This is a genomic window from Pisciglobus halotolerans (assembly GCF_900113675.1).
Taxonomy (GTDB): domain Bacteria; phylum Bacillota; class Bacilli; order Lactobacillales; family Carnobacteriaceae; genus Pisciglobus; species Pisciglobus halotolerans.
In genome coordinates this window covers 27,523-44,286 of the sequence record NZ_FOQE01000020.1, presented here as the reverse complement: position 1 = coordinate 44,286, position 16,764 = coordinate 27,523, and the positions used below count along the sequence as shown (strand labels likewise).

Below are 16,764 nucleotides of genomic sequence, written 5' to 3'. Positions count from 1 at the left end.
ATTTTATTAGCCGGCTTAGCTCAGTTGGTAGAGCATCTGATTTGTAATCAGAGGGTCGAGGGTTCAAGTCCTTTAGCCGGCACCATTTTTATGCGGAAGTAGTTCAGTGGTAGAACATCACCTTGCCAAGGTGGGGGTCGCGGGTTCGAACCCCGTCTTCCGCTTCTAGTAAACTAGACAACTTGTTCAATGCCGGGGTGGCGGAACAGGTAGACGCACAGGACTTAAAATCCTGCGGTTAGTGATAACCGTGCCGGTTCGATTCCGGCCCTCGGCACCATTTATATAGTTTAATATGAAGCACCCATAGCTCAATTGGATAGAGTACTTGACTACGAATCAAGCGGTTGCAGGTTCGACTCCTGCTGGGTGCATCTTTATCTTGATCGCTAAAAGATAGAAGCTTTGTTATGTTACGGGAAGTAGCTCAGCTTGGTAGAGCACTTGGTTTGGGACCAAGGGGTCGCAGGTTCGAATCCTGTCTTCCCGATAAAGAATAAAAACCTGGAATCTAAGTATTCTAGGTTTTTTTGTTTTTCTTAAGAAAAGAATAGTTTTGTGGTGCTACAATATTTAACATTCATCAGTGAAAAATCCTTTCTTTTTCATGCTAAACCCGTTCGAGTCCCATTTCTTTACCAATGTTAGAAGATGAGGAACCTTTTTTTCTCATTTAATGAGATAGACTTCCAAAATAGCTCTTTTTCCATTATAATAATAGTCAGGATTAGTCAAAAAAAAGCATTGGTTCATTTACAGTAAACGCAGTAAATGAGCTTTCTATTCGTTTTTGGTAGAATAGTAACTCATTCATTTATGTTGTAGGAGTAGTTTGTTCGATAATGTCAGCTCCACAAAAAAGGTAATAAAGTTTTGCTGCAAAAAGTCGGTGCTAAAAGAATAGCACATCTATCAGTAGCCTTGTGTTAGGCTTGAAAGAAAAGGGGGGTTACTAAAAAAACACCATTGCAATAGATGCTGAAAACAGTTATGATACTAGGCAAAGTTGCAGTTGTTTTTAGTAACAATAGACACATGGATCATCAAAATATGTCAGATATCATAGAAGCTTATTTGAAAAAAGTGTTAGGTCAAACTAATCAAGTAGAAATCAGACGTAGTGAAATGGCGGATCAATTCAATTGTGTTCCTTCGCAGATCAATTATGTGATCAATACACGTTTTACAGTTCAAAAAGGGTATTTAGTCGAAAGCAAACGAGGTGGCGGTGGATATATCCGGATCATCAAGGTGAAATTGTTGGATGAAGCTGAAATGTTAGATACAATGATAGATATCGTTGGAGATCAAATTTCTGAAACGGATGCAGATTCTATTATCCAAAAACTATATGAAGATGAAGTTGTAACCAAACGAGAAGCTGTATTAATGATGAGCACGATGAGCAAATCAATTTTAATGTTAGAAGCAAGAACGGAAAAAATGATGAGAGCGAGAATTTTAAAAACTTATTTAAATCATTTGAGATATGAAAAATAGCCATTATATGGAGGCGAAAAAATGGACGAATTATTTACAGAAAAAGCAAGAAACGTTTTAATGATCACACAAGAAGAAGCTAAACGTTTCCGCCACCATGCAGTGGGAACGGAGCATCTCCTTCTAGGACTTGTAAAAGAAGAAGAAGGTGTTGCTGGAAAAACTTTACGACAATTTTCTGTTACAGAAATGGATATTCGAGAGGAAATAGAAGCTTTTACTGGATATGGAACGATGACAAATTTGAATCGTTTCACAACTCTGCCTTATTCTCCTCGTGCAAAACAAGCTATCACCTTTGCTACAGATGAAGCGAAGCGAATGGGTTCTAAAACGGTAGGAACTGAACATTTATTGCTGGGGATCTTAAGAGAAGAGGATATTTTGTCTTCTAAGATTTTGGCAAATTTAGATATCAGTATAAACAAAGTAAGACAAGTTGTGTTGAAAAAAATCGGCCAAAGTGAAATGAAAAATACTAAAGCTAGACGTCAAAGACAATCTGCTAGACAAGTGGTGGGAACACCTACTTTAGATGCGCTTGCTAGAGATTTGACGGCACAGGCACGTGAAGAAAAAATGGATCCAGTGATCGGCCGTCAAAAAGAAGTCCAGCGGATCATTCAAATTTTAAGTCGACGTACTAAAAACAATCCCGTCTTGGTCGGCGAACCAGGTGTTGGGAAAACAGCAATCGCAGAAGGCTTGGCTCAAAAAATCATCAAAGGCGAAGTTCCTGCTACCCTTTCACAAAAACGGCTGATGATGCTGGATATGGGTTCACTTGTTGCTGGAACCAAGTACCGTGGTGAATTTGAAGAGCGGATGAAGAAAATTATTGAAGAGATTTACCAAGATGGAGAAGTAATCTTATTTATTGATGAGCTGCATACGTTGATCGGTGCTGGCGGAGCTGAAGGAGCAATCGACGCATCAAATATTTTAAAACCAGCGCTGGCTCGCGGTGAATTGCAAACGATCGGTGCGACTACTTTAGATGAATATCAAAAACACATTGAAAAAGATGCTGCTTTGGAACGTCGTTTTGCACCGATTCAAATCGATCCTCCTTCTCCAGATGAAACAGAAGAAATCTTATATGGATTGCGTTCGCGTTATGAGGAGCACCATGGCGTGAAAATTACAGACGAAGCAGTACGCGCAGCTGTTCAATTGTCTTCTCGTTATATTCCATTTAGACAATTGCCAGATAAGGCCATTGATTTGATCGACGAATCGGCTTCAAAGGTTCGGATCGATATGGCGGATAAACCAACTCCAGTAGCAGCGGCTATGGAGGAATATGATCGTCTTGTTAGGGAAAAAGAAGAAGCAATTCAAGGACAAAATTTTGAAAAAGCGGGTCAGATCCGTAAAAGAGAGATGCAGCAACAAAAGAAAATAGCTGCATTATTGAAAAAACAAGAAAAGCAAGATCCAGCTGCTGCTTTGCAAGTAACTGAAAAAGACATTGCAGAAGTTGTAGCATTATGGACAAGTATTCCTGTTCAACAAATGGAACAAAAAGAATCAGATCGCCTAATGAAACTAGAACAAATTCTTCATGAAAGAGTGATTGGGCAAGATAAAGCAGTCGAGGCTGTATCACGTGCTATTCGCCGTGCAAGAAGCGGATTGAAAGATCCGAATCGTCCGATAGGCTCTTTTATGTTCTTAGGCCCAACAGGTGTAGGAAAAACAGAACTAGCTAAAACGCTGAGTGAAGCGATGTTTGGCAGTGAAGATGCGTTGATTCGTGTCGATATGTCTGAATTCATGGAAAAATACAGTACAAGTCGTTTGATTGGTTCTCCTCCAGGATATGTAGGATATGATGAAGGCGGCCAATTAACAGAAAAAGTTCGACAAAAGCCTTACTCTGTCATCTTGCTGGATGAAGTAGAAAAAGCTCACCCAGATGTCTTTAATATTTTACTGCAAGTGTTAGACGATGGACATTTGACAGACGGAAAAGGACGTAAAGTGGACTTTAAGAATACTGTTTTGATCATGACTTCCAACTTAGGCGCAACAGCATTGAGAGACGAAAAAGCGGTTGGTTTCAGCTTAACGGATCAAAAACAAGATTATAAGCAAATGGAGAAACGTATTTTGGAAGAACTCAAGAATACGTTCCGTCCTGAATTCATCAACCGAATCGATGAAACAATCGTCTTCCATTCACTAGAAAGAGAAGAATTAAACCAAATCGTCAAATTGTTGTCTAAGTCGATCATCAAGCGTTTGGAAGAAATGGATATTGAAGCTAAAGTAACGCCGGCTGCAATCGATGTGATCGCTAAAGAAGGATATGATCCTGAATATGGCGCACGCCCATTGCATCGGGCTATTCAGAAAAAAATCGAAGATCAGCTGAGCGAAGAATTGTTAAGCGGCCGTCTGAAAATTGGCGATAGTGTAACGATCGGAGCAAATAAAGGCGAGATTCGGTTTACTGTAAAAGAACCAAAAAGAAAGAATAAGAAAGATGAAACGTCTTCAGCTGTAGAAAAAGTGTGAAGTTTTCATTGAGAACGATAAACGTCTGATGATTTATTTTTACATTGGACGCTTATCGTTCGTTTTTTTTAATGGTTTTTGTTATGATAAAGATATAGAAATGACAGGGAAAGGAAAGGGATCTATATGAATAACACAACTAGAAATATTCTTGTGGGTGTAGGTGCTGCAGCGGTTATCGGAGCAGCTTGTTTGTTTTCTTCAGACAAAGCTGTTGAAAAAATGGAGAAAATGATCAATCGTAAACGTGCAAAACATTTTGTAAAAGATAAATTGCGCGGAAACGAAAAAGCAATGAGTGTAGTAGAAAAACTTTCTGACGACGAAGTAACAAACTTATTAAATGTAGTTGACAAAGTAACTGACCTTCGCGGACAAGTTGGCAGCTATACGGATCAGTTAAAAGATGCAACGATGGAATTTAAAGATTTGCTGTCAGATAAAACAGAAGATGTTGTCAAAAAAGTAAAGAAATAACATATTAAAAAAAGCAGCAGTACCTTCATCGATGGGTGAAGGTACTGCTGCTTTTTAATCGTTATTCTGGGAACGGGGCAATCTTTTTTATTTGGTTCTTCCTCTTCTAACGTTAGTAAAGAAATAGGATTTTAAGGGGTTAGCATTAAAAAAATGATTTTTTACTGATCAATGTTAAATACTGTAAATTCTTTTGTTTGGCATCATGGTCATTCTAACGTTAACAAGTAACACAGCAGCAGGTCATCTAAGTTACGCAAAGATAGTTGACTAGTTTCTTGCAGACGATCGATGCGGTACTGTAAAGTATTCCGATGAATAAAGAGTGATTTGGCCGCTAAGCTGATATTGCCTTGGCTTTGCCACATTGCTTCGATCACTTCTTTGGTTTCAGGATCAGAGAGCAGCTGCTGCTTTAACTGTTGCATCAAAGGACTGGCTGTTAACGTATCTTGTATATAATAGCTCAACCCAGCTGTGGATAAAGTGACCACCGTTTTGCCTTTATTTTTTTCTTTTGCAAAAATACGCTGTTCTTCGTGGAAGACTTCAGGCAGAGTTGAAGCAACAGACCAATATTGGCCTACATAACAAGCGGAGCGGACGGAAAAGTCATCATCTAGTGTATGCAGGATTCCTGTGATTTCTTCCAAACCCCATTGTTCTTTTTGGTGATCTTGAATCAGGATCCCTTGATGATCATTGAGAAAAAAGGCTTCTAAGACATTATCGAATAAGCTTTTAAAAGATTGCAGCCAAAGATCATCATCGAAATTGCGATCTTTTTTTAATAATTCAAATTGAATCACACGACAGACAGCCGCTGTTGTTGGAACTGCGGATGCTTGTTCAAACAGAAAAGCATACCATTTAGAGTACCTATGTTCTTTTTTGGGTTCTGCAGCAGCAAGAGAAAGTTCTAGTAAGGCTAATTCAGAAGCTGTTCGTTGCTCTTTTTTTAGCTGGATCCACTGCTGCTGAAAAGGAAATGAGACCCACTCTTGATCTGAAGAAGGCTGCTCACTTAAGAATGCTTCAGGATAAATGCGTTTTAATTGATGAAAGTTCAATGATTTGACTCCTTTGTTGATATTCCTTTCTCATACGAAAGTGGTGGCTTCATTCACTTTTATTTTAACATTCTTTTCATGGATGTATAGGAGAAAAGTAGATTGTGATATGATAAGGAAAAGAAAAAAGAAAAGGAAGTACAAGATGGCATTAACGAAAATGGAAAAAGAATATTTTATGCGAGAAGCGATCAAAGAAGCCCAAAAAGCAGCAGCAAAAATGGAAGTGCCGATCGGTGCAGTCATCGTTTTAAATGGAGAAATCATTGGTCGCGGGCATAATAGAAGAGAAGAAACACATGATGCTACAACGCATGCTGAGATGATGGCGATTCGCGAAGCCAATCAATATCTAGAAAACTGGCGCATCGAAGAAGCAGATTTATTTGTCACGTTAGAACCTTGTCCCATGTGCAGCGGTGCCATGATTCTATCTCGAATCAAAAAAGTTTATTATGGCGCGCCTGATCCTAAAGGCGGAACAGCCGGAACTCTAATGAACCTATTGGCTGATAAACGTTTCAATCATCAAGTCGAAGTGGAAAAAGGAGTTTTAGAAGAAGAATGTGCAGCTTTACTGACAAACTTTTTTAGGACATTGCGTAAGAGAAATAAAGAAGCAAAAAAAATACGACAAGCTTTGCTGAAAGAAAAAGGAGAAAGAGAAGCGTGAAGCAAACAAAACAATGGATCTATAGTATTGCAGCCTTGCTGGTGATCTTATTTGGCGGCGGTCAACTGTTAAGTGACTCCCCTGATCAACAGAGAACAGATGAGGCAGCTGAACAAACAACAATGCAGCAAGAAGAAACGACAGTCGTCAAAGGAAAGACGTATAGTTCAAAGGAGGACGTTGCCGCGTATCTTCATCAATTTGGTGAGTTGCCGCCTAACTACTTAACGAAAAAGGAAGCTGAACAACGAGGCTGGGATAATGCTGAAGGTAATTTATGGGAAGTGACGGACCATATGTCGATTGGCGGCGATCACTTTGGAAACTTTGAGGGCCTCCTTCCTGAGAAAAAAGGAAGAACGTATTCTGAAGCGGATATTGATTATGATGGTGGTTATCGTGGAGCTAAGCGGTTGATTTATTCCAATGATGGATTGATTTTTTACACAGATGATCATTATGAAACCTTTGAACGATTGTATTAGGAGGATGATTAGATGAAAATAATTCTTCTAGACGGAAGAGAAATGACTGATAGGAACACGCTCCATACTTATTTAAAAGAAAAACTATTTTTGCCTGATTATTATGGAAAAAACTTAGATGCTTTATATGATTGTCTAACTAGCGACTTTTCTGAGAAAAAGATCCTTCTGGTGCATACAACAGAAATGCAAGAAAACCTAGGAAATGGCGGTCAAGCATTGCTGAACGTTTTTAAAACAGCAGCTAAGGAAAATCAAGCATTGCACATCATTATAGAAGGCTAATATCATAACAAACAAGAAAAGGAGTTGGAAAAATGCCAACTCTTTTTTTAATGCTTTCATTTGTAAAAGTTAACGGTGTTCATAAAACAAAAATCAGTTGAAGTTGCTAACTATTCAAACCCTTATCATAAATCAACCAGTTAGAAAAAGACTCATCCATAGACGAGTCTTTACATTAGGAAATCAGTTGTCTGCCATCATTTTTTGGTCTTTTTCAGTAGCAGCATCAACAGCTTTTACAACAGCAGATACAAAATGGTTGTCGAACAGCGCTAGCACGCCTTCGACTGTTGTCCCGCCTGGAGAAGAAACTTGATCGATGAGATCCATTGGCGAGTGGCTGCCGTCCAAGATCATTTTGGCGCTGCCGAGAACAGCTTGAGCAGCGATTTCAGTAGCTTGGCTTTTAGAAAGGCCGTTTTTGACGGCAGCACGTGCGAGAGAATCAATAAACAAGAAGGCAAAAGCTGGAGAGCATCCAGCGATGGCTGAAAAGACGCTGAAATCTTTTTCTGGCAAGCGAATTGCCTTGCCGACAGCATTAAAAATAGTTGAGATCGTCTGCATCTGTTCTTCTGTCGTATGTTCATTGCCGCAAATCGCTGCCATTCCTTCCCCAATTTGGGTGTTTAAATTGGGCATCACTCTAATGATAGAGAGTGCTTGATCTGAGTTAACATATTGTGTTAACTGTTGCAAAGAGATTCCGGCAGCAATAGAGACAAGCAATGGTTGATGTTGTGAAAAAGCCTCACTCAGTTCTTTAAGGAGTTCAGGGAAGACAGCTGGTTTGGTTGCAACAAAAACGATATCTACTGTTGCAACTAGTTCTTCATTTGTTTGACAAGCTTGAGTGCCTGTTTCTTCTACAAAAGCTGCCAGTTTAGAAGGCGTCGTGTTGGTTAGGTAGATGTCTTCAGGTGATGCCTGTTTGGACGCGATCAGACCTTTAATGATGGCACTGGCCATGTTGCCAATACCGATGAAGCCTATTTTCATTGAAATAACCTCTTTCTGTTTTACAGATTTGTTCTCATTTATTTTACCATAAAGAAGAGCAAAACAAATCAGTTAGGTAACTTGCCTAAACGATCAGGAATGGTTCAACACTATCGATAGATAAGACAAAAAAACAGCTCAAAAAAGATCAAGACATCTTCTTTGAGCTGTTTTTGCTAAGCTAAGGTATAGTAAATCAAGTAAAGATTCAATAGGATAATAACGATCGTAGCGATCCAAGCAATAGCGGTCACCCATTTTTTATTGACGAATTGTCCCATTTTTTGTTTATTGCTCGTAAATTTAACAAGTGGAACAAGTGCGAAAGGAAGCTGCATACTTAGAATAACTTGGCTTAAGATCAGCAGTTCTGCTGTTCCGCTCTCGCCGACCAGCCATGTGACGACAAAGACCGGAATCACGGCTATCAGACGGGTGATCACTCGGCGCAGCCAAGGCTTGATGCGAAGATGAATAAAACCTTCCATAACAATTTGCCCACTTAAAGTTCCAGTGATCGTTGAGTTTTGTCCTGAAGCTAATAAGGCAACGGCAAAAAAGGTACTGGCAAGAGAAGCACCGATAGCAGGTGCTAACAGTGTATAAGCATCTTCTATTTCGCTAACGACTTGTCCTGCTCCATAAAAGGCAGCAGCTCCTAGGATCAAAATCATGGAGTTGATGATAAAAGCAGCTGTCAGGGAAATGACAGAATCGATTCGGGCAAATGTGATGGCTTCTTTTTTTCCTTTTTCTGTTCGTTTATAAGCTCTCGTTTGAACGATAGAAGAATGCAGATACAAATTATGCGGCATAACAGTTGCCCCGATGATACCTAATGCTACGTAAAGCATATCAGAGTTTGTAATGATCTCTTTATGGGGAAGGAAACCTTCCAATAAAGCTGACATCTCTGGATGAGAAAGGGCAACTTCATAGGCAAAAATCAAGAAAATCGTGACCATCAATACGCCAACAATACTTTCAATGATTCGGAAGCTACGTTTTTGCAGTAAAAGCAGGAGCAAAACGTCAACCGTTGTGATAACGATCCCTACAAGGATGGGAATATGGAACAGCAATTTCAATGCAATGGCTGAACCGATAACTTCTGCGATATCAGTAGCGATGATAGCTAACTCAGTCAGCAGCCATAGAAAAATCGATGTCTTTTTTCCTACAGAAGCACTGGTAGCTTGTGCTAAGTCCATACCTGTAGCGATCCCTAGACGTGCGGACATTTCTTGCATCAGCATCGCGATCAAACTTGAAATCAAGATCACGCTCAGCAAGGTATAGCCGAATTTAGATCCACCTTCAATAGAGGTTGCCCAGTTTCCTGGATCGATGTACCCTACAGCGACAAGGGATCCAGGTCCTAAAAATGCTAGCAACTTTCTAAAAAAAGGCGCATTCTCAGGCGGTACGCTGACTGAACTGTTGACTTCTTCTAAGCTGATGTTTTCAACTTTTTTTATCCAACTTTTTTCTTTTTTAGACTGATCTTTTTTCACATAATCTCTCCTTTTTCAAATGAAATAATGATTTTTTTAGTGAATAGATGATCTGTCGAAAATATTTCGTTTAGATAGAAACGATCAAGTAGAAATCTTTCGGCAAAAATGAGCTCATGATGAGCATCGTTTAGAAAAGTGTAGAATACGAGACTGGGCTTCGTAGACTACCTTCATAGATTCATACCCAGTGTATCATAAAAAGACTTTTCTGTCTGTCTAAATACATTTTTAAGTCACGCTTAAAATCATAAAAAACTGCTTCTTCCTTTGTATTCTTTATGATCAGATAAAACAAAAAAAGCCCAGAGCGCAAAAATATTGAATACAGTATGCACAAAAGAAATGATGGCGGTAAAAATAGTGAGATAAAGTCGTTTAACAAGCGTGATGCTCTATTATCGCGTGTGATTTTACAAATAAAACGGGAAAAGACTGGCTTTTTTTCATGGTCTGCGCTATAATAGTAAGTGCCGCAAGGCCGTACAACAATGGTGGACTTATGAATCGTGTCAGGTCTGGAAGGAAGCAGCACTAAGTATGCTCCATCATGTGTTGTATGTACATAATAAACGTTAACGTTAGAAAGCACCAACCTTTTAGAAGGCTGGTGCTTTTTTGAGACATTTGCAGAAGAAAGCCAACTGATTTTTATGGTTCTACACTATTTAACGTTGGTCTGTAAAAAATCAATTTTTTTAATGCTAAGCTCGTTAGAATCCTATTTATAGAAATTTCAGTAGCCCATCGACCGTAGGAAATTTCTTTACCAACGTTAAAAGAGGAAGAACCATTTTTATGCGAGAACGTTTGAAGTCAGGTTTAAATTTAAAGGAATTTAACGTATAATAAAAGGCAGGATCAAAGCGACAAGAAAGGAAGAATCAAGATGAGCTATCAAGCACTTTATCGGGTATGGCGTCCGCAGCGTTTTGATGAAATCGCAGGACAGCAGGCCATTACACAAACATTGAAGAATGCTTTGATTCAAGGAAAGACAAGCCATGCTTATCTTTTTACCGGACCAAGGGGAACCGGAAAAACGAGTGCAGCAAAAATATTTGCTAAAGCAATCAATTGTCCTAACTTGAAAGATGGCGAGCCATGCAATACTTGTGAAACTTGTCGTGCAATCACTAAAGGTCAGTTGAATGATGTCATTGAGATCGATGCGGCCAGCAATAATGGGGTCGAAGAGATTCGCGATATTCGTGATAAAGCTAAATATGCACCAACTGTTGCAGATTATAAAGTCTACATCATTGATGAAGTGCATATGTTATCGACGGGAGCTTTCAATGCGTTGTTAAAAACACTTGAAGAACCTCCTCAAAATGTTATCTTTATTCTCGCAACGACTGAGCCGCATAAAATTCCGTTGACAATCATTTCACGGACACAGCGCTTTGATTTTAAGCGTATTTCGCTTCAAGCGATCATTGCGCGGATGACTTATATCTTGGAACAAGAAGAGATTCGTTTTGAACCAGAATCTTTGCAGATCGTTGCACGTGCAGCAGAAGGCGGGATGCGAGATGCATTGAGTATTTTGGATCAGGCGATTTCTTATGGTGAGGATACAGTGACGGTTGAAAATGCATTAAGTGTAACCGGAAGTCTGACACAGGAAAAACTGATTGATTACTTTTCAGCTATTCTTCATCATGACACAGAAAAAGGCTTGTCTTTATTGCAAGAGATATTGGCAGAAGGAAAAGATGCCGCACGGTTTGTGGAAGATATGATTTTATTTAGCCGCGATCTGTTGGTCTATCAGCAAGCGCCAGCTAAATCTGAGATTTTGGAAACGGCTCGCGTTGATGAAACCTTTACTGCGATGAGCCAGGAGATCTCAAATACAGCTTTGTATGAAACAATAAAGATTTTGAATGAAACGCAGCGGGAAATGAAACTGACCAACCATGCAGATGTATACTTGGAAGTGGCAACAGTCAAATTAACCCAAATGCAAGCAAACACTGCTTCACCTCTTCCAACTGAAGAAAAAGCTGCAGACAGCCAAAAAGTACAGCAACTAGAGTCGGAACTACAGGCATTGAAACAGCAACTGCAGACGCTTAGTGTACAGCAGTCGCAGACAACAGCCGCAAGACCAGCGAAGAGAGCGCCTAAAAAAGCTGCAAATGGCGCATTTAAACCAAATGTGTCAGCCATTTACAAGGTGCTGGGTGTAGCCACCAAACAAAACTTGCTGCAGTTGCGTGATGTATGGCCAGATTTGCTAGATATGCTTTCTGTGACACAGCGGGCTGTCATGAAAGCTTCCACACCTGTCGCAGCTAGTCCAGAAGGCTTGATCGTTTCTTTTGATTATGATATTTTATGTCAAAAAGCTGCTTCAGACGAAAACCTTGTCCAAGCCATCGGCAGTTATTTGAATCGGCTGATCGGCTATGCACCTCAAATGATCACGGTTACGGCTGAGCAATGGCCAATGATCAGGAGCGACTATTTAAAGCACCATAAGGAAGAGATCCAATCCAGAACAAAAGCTGAATCAACTGATCATCCTAAGGAAGCACAAAAAACAGCGTCTTCTTCAAACGCGTCCCAGCTGGAGTCAGCAGAACCGGATGCAGGATGGGAGAGTTTGAACCAACTGATCCCAGTGGATGAAGCCGGTGAGGAACAGAAAGAAGATCCAATCGTAACAGAAGCGGTTCAGCTATTTGGCAAAGAGATCGTTGAAGTACAAAATGATTAAGAATCATGGTTTAGCAAAAAAATGGAACATTTAAAATGAGAGAGGAAGATATACATGCGTGGAATGGGTAATATGCAAGGTATGATGAAAAAAGTACAAAAAATGCAAAAAGAAATGGAACAAGCACAACAAGAACTAAATGCTAAAGAATTTACAGGTACGGCTAATGGTGACTTGGTGACTGTAACCTTTACCGGTGATAAAAAAATGACCGCCGTTGCAATCAAACCAGAAGTAATGGATCCGGAAGACAGCGGCATACTGGAAGACCTGATTTTACTAGCAACAAATGATGCTTTAGCAAAAGTTGAAGCTGAATCAGAAAAAGTGATGGGAAAATATACAAATGGATTAAATATTCCTGGTTTATAAAAGCAGCACTTTTTAAGACTCAGGAGAAAACTATTCACTGTAAGCAAATTTTTTTCTTCGCCTAGAAATCTGGATCAGATCATTCAAGCGAAGAAGAAGGTTTTGCTAAAACAAACTACGAATAAAGAGTGAAAATGAGATGCTGCTGCAGGATCTCATTTTTTTAAAGAAAAAAGTACGTGAAAAGCATTCTGTCACTCAAGAAAGGAAAATGACATGCAATACCCTGAACCAATATCTAAATTAATGGATAGCTATATGAAATTGCCGGGGATTGGAGCCAAGACAGCTGCACGTTTAGCTTTCTTCACCATTGATATGGATGAAGAGGACGTGACCGACTTTGCCAAATCCTTGATCAGCGCAAAGCGCGATTTGCATTATTGTTCCATTTGCGGAAATATCACTGAAAGCGATCCGTGTGATATTTGTCGAGATAAGGATCGTGATCGCAGCACGATTTTAGTTGTAGAAGATGTCAAGGATGTGATGGCTCTAGAAAGGGTCAGAGAATATCATGGGTTGTATCATGTGCTGCATGGAATTTTGTCACCGATCGAAGGCACAGGACCAGAAGACATCAATATTCCTTCTTTACTGAAGCGGCTGCAATCGGAAGAAGTGCAAGAAGTTATCTTGGCGACGAATGCATCAGCTGAAGGAGAAGCGACGGCAACGTATTTATCCCGTTTGATCAGGCCGGCCGGTATCAAAGTGACTCGTTTGGCTCACGGACTTTCTGTCGGCAGCGACATTGAGTATGCGGATGAAATCACTTTGCTCAAAGCCGTCGAAGGCAGACGAGAAATTTAATTGTCAAAGAGAGAACCTAAATAAGACAGTAAAAAATATGGGACAGAGAATGGAGGAGTTGCGGAACTCTATTCACTGTCCTTTTGTTGTACAACTGAAAGATTTGGTTCTTCCTCTTTTAACTTAACGTTGATAAAGAAATTTCCTCCGGTCGATGGGCTACTGATGGAAAGCCATGAGAACGCATTTAGCCGAAAATCGCGTCTCAATGCTTGCAAGCTTCAAACTTCGTGTAACGGCTAAAGCCTAACACTAAGTGATTCACATTGCATCTTTTTTCATGGCTATCAGTAGGCCCTATGCGCCTCCTGAAATTTCTAGAAATAGGATTCTAACGAGTTTAGCATTAAAAAAATTGATTTTTTACAAACCAACGTTAAATATTGTAGAACCAAAGATTTACATTTAGTCCAAAAGAGGAACAAGAGGATTAACTTTTTGACCGCTTAAGAGTTCGTTACATGTAAAAGCAGCGTCACAGCAGATCAGATTGCTGTGTTATGCAGTTAGTAAAGCGAAGCGATGGGTCTGAAGAAAAGAATCCGATGATGATTTTCAAATCCTATTAGACTGAATGGGCAGGATACAGTATAATAGAAACAAGAATACAGTTAAGGAGTTTTTGCTTTGAAAGGATGTTTTATTACGATCGAAGGGCCTGATGGAGCAGGGAAAACGAGTGTCATTCAAGCGCTTGTCCCAAAATTATCGGCAGCACTTCAACAAGAAGTTATGGCTACGAGAGAACCTGGCGGCAGTCGCATTGCTGAAAAAATACGGGAGCTCATTTTGGATCCAGAACATACAGAAATGGACGAACGTACAGAAGCGTTGTTATATGCAGCTGGAAGAAGACAGCATTTGGTAGAAAAAGTGATTCCTGCATTAGAACAAGGTCAAATCGTTATTAGCGATCGTTTTGTAGACAGTTCTTTAGCGTATCAAGGCTGGGCTCGAGGGGTCGGCATGAAAGAAGTCGCAGCGATCAATGCATTTGCTACGGAAAATATGTCGCCTGACTTAACGCTTTACTTAGATATTGAAGCCAAAGAAGGATTAGCAAGGATCCAAAAAGGCAAAGCCGACAGACAATATGATCGGTTGGATCAGGAAGAACTGGCTTTTCATGAAAAAGTCCGTGACGCGTATTTACTGCTGTTAAAGGAAAACCCGGAACGGATCGTTGCTATTGATGCAAGTCAAACATTGGAAAAAGTAGTACAAGAATGTTATACCGTTATTATGAAGCAATGTAACTGAAATAGAAAAAGAAAGGGTGCTCATTATGAAACTGGTCTTAGCTATTGTTCAAGATAAAGATGGAAACCGCTTATCAAACGAATTTATCGAAAATGGCATACGCGCTACAAAACTGTCTACTACTGGCGGCTTTTTAAAAGCTGGAAATACAACTTTTATTATTGGAATAGAAGAGGAAAGGGTAGATGAAGTTTTAGATATCATTCGTGAAAATTGTTCTTCAAGAGAACAATATATGATGCCGCCATCAAGCTACGACGTTTCAATGGAAACCAACTTTCCTTATCCTGTAGAAGTGGAAGTCGGAGGCGCTACTGTATTCGTTTGTCCAGTAGATCAATTCCAAAAGTTTTAAAATAGCTGATCGTAAAGCAGAAGTTATCAGACAAGGAAACTACTAGTTTGCAAATCTATTTGCTAAATGAGTGCTATGCGATAAGGTTGTGAGAAAAATGAACGAAAAAATTGAACGTTTACAGCCGCGATTGTTAAAACAATTTCAACATATCCTTGAACAGCATAAGTTGGCTCATGCTTACTTATTTGAAGGCGCAAGAGGAACAGGGAAAAAAGAAATTGCGCTATGGCTGGCTGCTTCCCTTTTGTGTGTAAACAAACAAGACGGAAAAGCTTGTAGAAAATGTGTGAATTGTGTGCGCGTCTTTGAACATCAGCATCCAGATGTGATGGAAGTAGCACCAGATGGTTTGTCGATCAAAGTCGAGCAAGTAAGAGATCTAAAAGCAGAGTTCGTCAAAAGCGGTGTCGAAAGTGACCAGAAAATATTTATTATTGAAGATGCAGAAAAAATGACAGCAGGTGCAGCCAACAGTTTGTTGAAGTTTTTAGAAGAGCCGGATGGTAAAGTGACAGCTTTTCTGTTGACCACAGCTAAACAAAGACTGTTGCCGACGATTTTGTCTAGATGTCAGCTGGTCCATTTTTCACCGCTGCCTAAACCCATCTTGATACAAGAGCTGGAGGACAAAGGCATTTCCCAAAACCAAGCTGCATTGCTGGTACATCTTACAAATGATATAGAAAAAGCAGCTGCTTTAAGTGAAGATGAAACATTCGCTATCCAACGCGAATTGATTTGGAAATGGTTCAAGTGGTTAACGAAACAAGATGATGAAGCCTTTATTTTTGTACAGACTGATTTGCTACAGTATTTTAAAGAACGAGAGCAGTACAAGTTGGCTCTGTCATTGCTGTTATTGTTGTATCGTGATGCTTTAAAGCTTTTTTATGGACAACAGGCTGATGAACTGGCTTTTCCTCGCTATGAGCAAGAACTTCGCCAGTTTATTGCACAAAAAAGTTCAAAACAGTTGACTGAGGCGATAGAGGAGATCCTGCTCAGCCAAAAAAAACTCGAAAGCAATGTGAATGCACAAGGCGTTTTTGAACAGCTAGCCATTCGTTTAATGCAAAAGTTGTCCAAGCCGCTTAGCAGCTTGACTTAAACAAGCTCAGAGTAGAGCATTGCTATGTTTGAAAGGAGATCAAGGTAAGAGTGGGTGAAAAAATGGACAAGAAAGCTTTGTATGACACATTTATTCAATTAGAAAATGATACCAATGCGACGCTGGGACGGATCTCAGAAGTGAAAAATGAAGTAGAAGCTTTGGTTGAGGAAAACGCCACTCTTCGAATAGAGAATCAACACTTAAGAGACCGTTTAAGCGACTTGGAAAAACAAAAAGAAATCAGCAAAGACGGCATTGGCACAGAAATGTCCAAATCACGCTTAAACCTCGAAAAAATATATGAGGAAGGTTTTCACGTATGCAACGTGTTTTACGGATCTAGACGTGTCAATGACGAATCCTGCGCTTTTTGTTTAGATGTCATCTATGGAGAAAGACGTTAAACAAACACAAAAAGAATTGAGTCCACCTTCCCTGAGAAGAAACTTAATTCTTTTTTTATAGAAAAAGGATGCGGAGAAAGCCCGAAAGAGTCACAGCAAAAACAGGAAGTTGTTGAAGAGAGCAGCGGAGCGCACATCAAAACAACTTATCTTTTTTGCAAAGACTCTGGCTTTCGCAGCTCAACTAGAAAAAGGATG

General features: G+C 39.8%; 16 protein-coding genes, 5 tRNA genes and 1 other RNA gene. 19 read left to right on the top strand and 3 right to left on the bottom strand.

What is annotated here, in order from left to right; all coding sequences use genetic code 11:
- Nucleotides 1-9 precede the first annotated feature (9 nt).
- From BM057_RS07615 to BM057_RS07580, 8 genes are all read left to right on the top strand, one after another.
- Nucleotides 10-85 (top strand) — tRNA-Thr (locus tag BM057_RS07615).
- A gap of 7 nt (nt 86-92) precedes the next feature.
- Nucleotides 93-164: transfer RNA gene (locus BM057_RS07610), tRNA-Gly, on the top strand.
- A gap of 27 nt (nt 165-191) precedes the next feature.
- Nucleotides 192-280, top strand: a tRNA-Leu gene (locus BM057_RS07605).
- Nucleotides 281-300: 20 nt separating this feature from the next.
- A tRNA-Arg gene (locus BM057_RS07600) sits at nt 301-374 on the top strand.
- Between the two features lie 42 nt (nt 375-416).
- Nucleotides 417-490 (top strand) — tRNA-Pro (locus BM057_RS07595).
- Between the two features lie 545 nt (nt 491-1,035).
- The gene (locus tag BM057_RS07590; RefSeq protein ID WP_092092623.1) at nt 1,036-1,500 is read left to right on the top strand and encodes a CtsR family transcriptional regulator; all 465 of its coding nucleotides are present in this window, start codon (nt 1,036-1,038) and stop codon (nt 1,498-1,500) included.
- Between the two features lie 21 nt (nt 1,501-1,521).
- Complete coding sequence (locus BM057_RS07585) at nt 1,522-4,020, top strand: ATP-dependent Clp protease ATP-binding subunit (protein WP_092092609.1); 2,499 nt, start codon at nt 1,522-1,524, stop codon at nt 4,018-4,020.
- Between the two features lie 126 nt (nt 4,021-4,146).
- A complete protein-coding gene (locus BM057_RS07580; RefSeq protein WP_047391917.1) occupies nt 4,147-4,497 on the top strand; it encodes a YtxH domain-containing protein in 351 nt (116 codons plus the stop codon).
- Nucleotides 4,498-4,706: 209 nt separating this feature from the next.
- On the opposite strand, the gene BM057_RS07575 is transcribed toward BM057_RS07580, so the two are convergent.
- Nucleotides 4,707-5,567, bottom strand: a complete 861-nt coding sequence (locus BM057_RS07575; protein ID WP_047391920.1) for a helix-turn-helix domain-containing protein — start codon at nt 5,565-5,567, stop codon at nt 4,707-4,709.
- A 145-nt stretch (nt 5,568-5,712) separates the two neighbouring features.
- On the opposite strand from BM057_RS07575, the gene tadA reads away from it, so the two are divergent.
- From tadA to BM057_RS07560, 3 genes are read left to right on the top strand one after another with little or no spacing between them, the layout of a single operon-like run.
- Nucleotides 5,713-6,240, top strand: a complete 528-nt coding sequence (gene tadA, locus BM057_RS07570; protein ID WP_047391923.1) for a tRNA adenosine(34) deaminase TadA — start codon at nt 5,713-5,715, stop codon at nt 6,238-6,240.
- Nucleotides 6,237-6,725 carry a ribonuclease domain-containing protein gene (locus tag BM057_RS07565; protein ID WP_047391925.1) on the top strand — a complete coding sequence of 163 codons (489 nt, stop codon included), beginning with the start codon at nt 6,237-6,239 and terminating at the stop codon, nt 6,723-6,725. The genes tadA and BM057_RS07565 overlap by 4 nt, the downstream gene beginning before the upstream one ends.
- A 12-nt stretch (nt 6,726-6,737) precedes the next feature.
- Nucleotides 6,738-7,010: a barstar family protein gene (locus BM057_RS07560; RefSeq protein ID WP_092092606.1), complete on the top strand. Its 273-nt coding sequence runs from the start codon at nt 6,738-6,740 to the stop codon at nt 7,008-7,010.
- 183 nt (nt 7,011-7,193) lie between these two features.
- On the opposite strand, the gene proC is transcribed toward BM057_RS07560, so the two are convergent.
- The gene (gene proC, locus BM057_RS07555) at nt 7,194-8,009 is read right to left on the bottom strand and encodes a pyrroline-5-carboxylate reductase (RefSeq protein ID WP_092092604.1); all 816 of its coding nucleotides are present in this window, start codon (nt 8,007-8,009) and stop codon (nt 7,194-7,196) included.
- Nucleotides 8,010-8,185: 176 nt separating this feature from the next.
- Complete coding sequence (locus BM057_RS07550) at nt 8,186-9,523, bottom strand: Nramp family divalent metal transporter (RefSeq protein WP_092092601.1); 1,338 nt, start codon at nt 9,521-9,523, stop codon at nt 8,186-8,188.
- Between the two features lie 480 nt (nt 9,524-10,003).
- On the opposite strand from BM057_RS07550, the gene ffs reads away from it, so the two are divergent.
- The 8 genes from ffs (at nt 10,004) to BM057_RS07510 (ending at nt 16,566) form a co-directional block, all read left to right on the top strand.
- An RNA gene (ffs, locus tag BM057_RS07545) (signal recognition particle sRNA small type) lies at nt 10,004-10,090 on the top strand.
- Between the two features lie 322 nt (nt 10,091-10,412).
- Nucleotides 10,413-12,248 (top strand): DNA polymerase III subunit gamma/tau, encoded by a 1,836-nt coding sequence (gene dnaX / locus BM057_RS07540; RefSeq protein ID WP_047391935.1) that lies wholly within the window; start codon nt 10,413-10,415, stop codon nt 12,246-12,248.
- Nucleotides 12,249-12,302: 54 nt separating this feature from the next.
- Nucleotides 12,303-12,620 (top strand): YbaB/EbfC family nucleoid-associated protein, encoded by a 318-nt coding sequence (locus BM057_RS07535; RefSeq protein WP_047391938.1) that lies wholly within the window; start codon nt 12,303-12,305, stop codon nt 12,618-12,620.
- 216 nt (nt 12,621-12,836) lie between these two features.
- Entirely contained in the window at nt 12,837-13,433 is a 597-nt protein-coding gene (gene recR / locus BM057_RS07530; protein ID WP_047391939.1) for a recombination mediator RecR, read from the top strand.
- Between the two features lie 627 nt (nt 13,434-14,060).
- Entirely contained in the window at nt 14,061-14,693 is a 633-nt protein-coding gene (gene tmk / locus BM057_RS07525; protein ID WP_047391942.1) for a dTMP kinase, read from the top strand.
- A gap of 25 nt (nt 14,694-14,718) precedes the next feature.
- The gene (locus BM057_RS07520) at nt 14,719-15,048 is read left to right on the top strand and encodes a cyclic-di-AMP receptor (RefSeq protein WP_047391943.1); all 330 of its coding nucleotides are present in this window, start codon (nt 14,719-14,721) and stop codon (nt 15,046-15,048) included.
- 97 nt (nt 15,049-15,145) lie between these two features.
- The gene (gene holB, locus BM057_RS07515) at nt 15,146-16,159 is read left to right on the top strand and encodes a DNA polymerase III subunit delta' (protein WP_047391945.1); all 1,014 of its coding nucleotides are present in this window, start codon (nt 15,146-15,148) and stop codon (nt 16,157-16,159) included.
- Nucleotides 16,160-16,221: 62 nt separating this feature from the next.
- Nucleotides 16,222-16,566, top strand: a complete 345-nt coding sequence (locus BM057_RS07510) for a DNA replication initiation control protein YabA (protein WP_047391995.1) — start codon at nt 16,222-16,224, stop codon at nt 16,564-16,566.
- Nucleotides 16,567-16,764: the final 198 nt, after the last annotated feature.

Coding starts and splice junctions, on each gene's coding strand:
- BM057_RS07590 (WP_092092623.1), top strand. CDS start 1,036: ATGGATCATCAAAATATGTCAGATATCATAGAAGCTTATTTGAAAAAA.
- holB (WP_047391945.1), top strand. CDS start 15,146: ATGAACGAAAAAATTGAACGTTTACAGCCGCGATTGTTAAAACAATTT.
- BM057_RS07560 (WP_092092606.1), top strand. CDS start 6,738: ATGAAAATAATTCTTCTAGACGGAAGAGAAATGACTGATAGGAACACG.
- BM057_RS07520 (WP_047391943.1), top strand. CDS start 14,719: ATGAAACTGGTCTTAGCTATTGTTCAAGATAAAGATGGAAACCGCTTA.
- recR (WP_047391939.1), top strand. CDS start 12,837: ATGCAATACCCTGAACCAATATCTAAATTAATGGATAGCTATATGAAA.
- BM057_RS07585 (WP_092092609.1), top strand. CDS start 1,522: ATGGACGAATTATTTACAGAAAAAGCAAGAAACGTTTTAATGATCACA.
- proC (WP_092092604.1), bottom strand. CDS start 8,009: ATGAAAATAGGCTTCATCGGTATTGGCAACATGGCCAGTGCCATCATT.
- dnaX (WP_047391935.1), top strand. CDS start 10,413: ATGAGCTATCAAGCACTTTATCGGGTATGGCGTCCGCAGCGTTTTGAT.
- BM057_RS07535 (WP_047391938.1), top strand. CDS start 12,303: ATGCGTGGAATGGGTAATATGCAAGGTATGATGAAAAAAGTACAAAAA.
- BM057_RS07580 (WP_047391917.1), top strand. CDS start 4,147: ATGAATAACACAACTAGAAATATTCTTGTGGGTGTAGGTGCTGCAGCG.
- BM057_RS07510 (WP_047391995.1), top strand. CDS start 16,222: ATGGACAAGAAAGCTTTGTATGACACATTTATTCAATTAGAAAATGAT.
- tadA (WP_047391923.1), top strand. CDS start 5,713: ATGGCATTAACGAAAATGGAAAAAGAATATTTTATGCGAGAAGCGATC.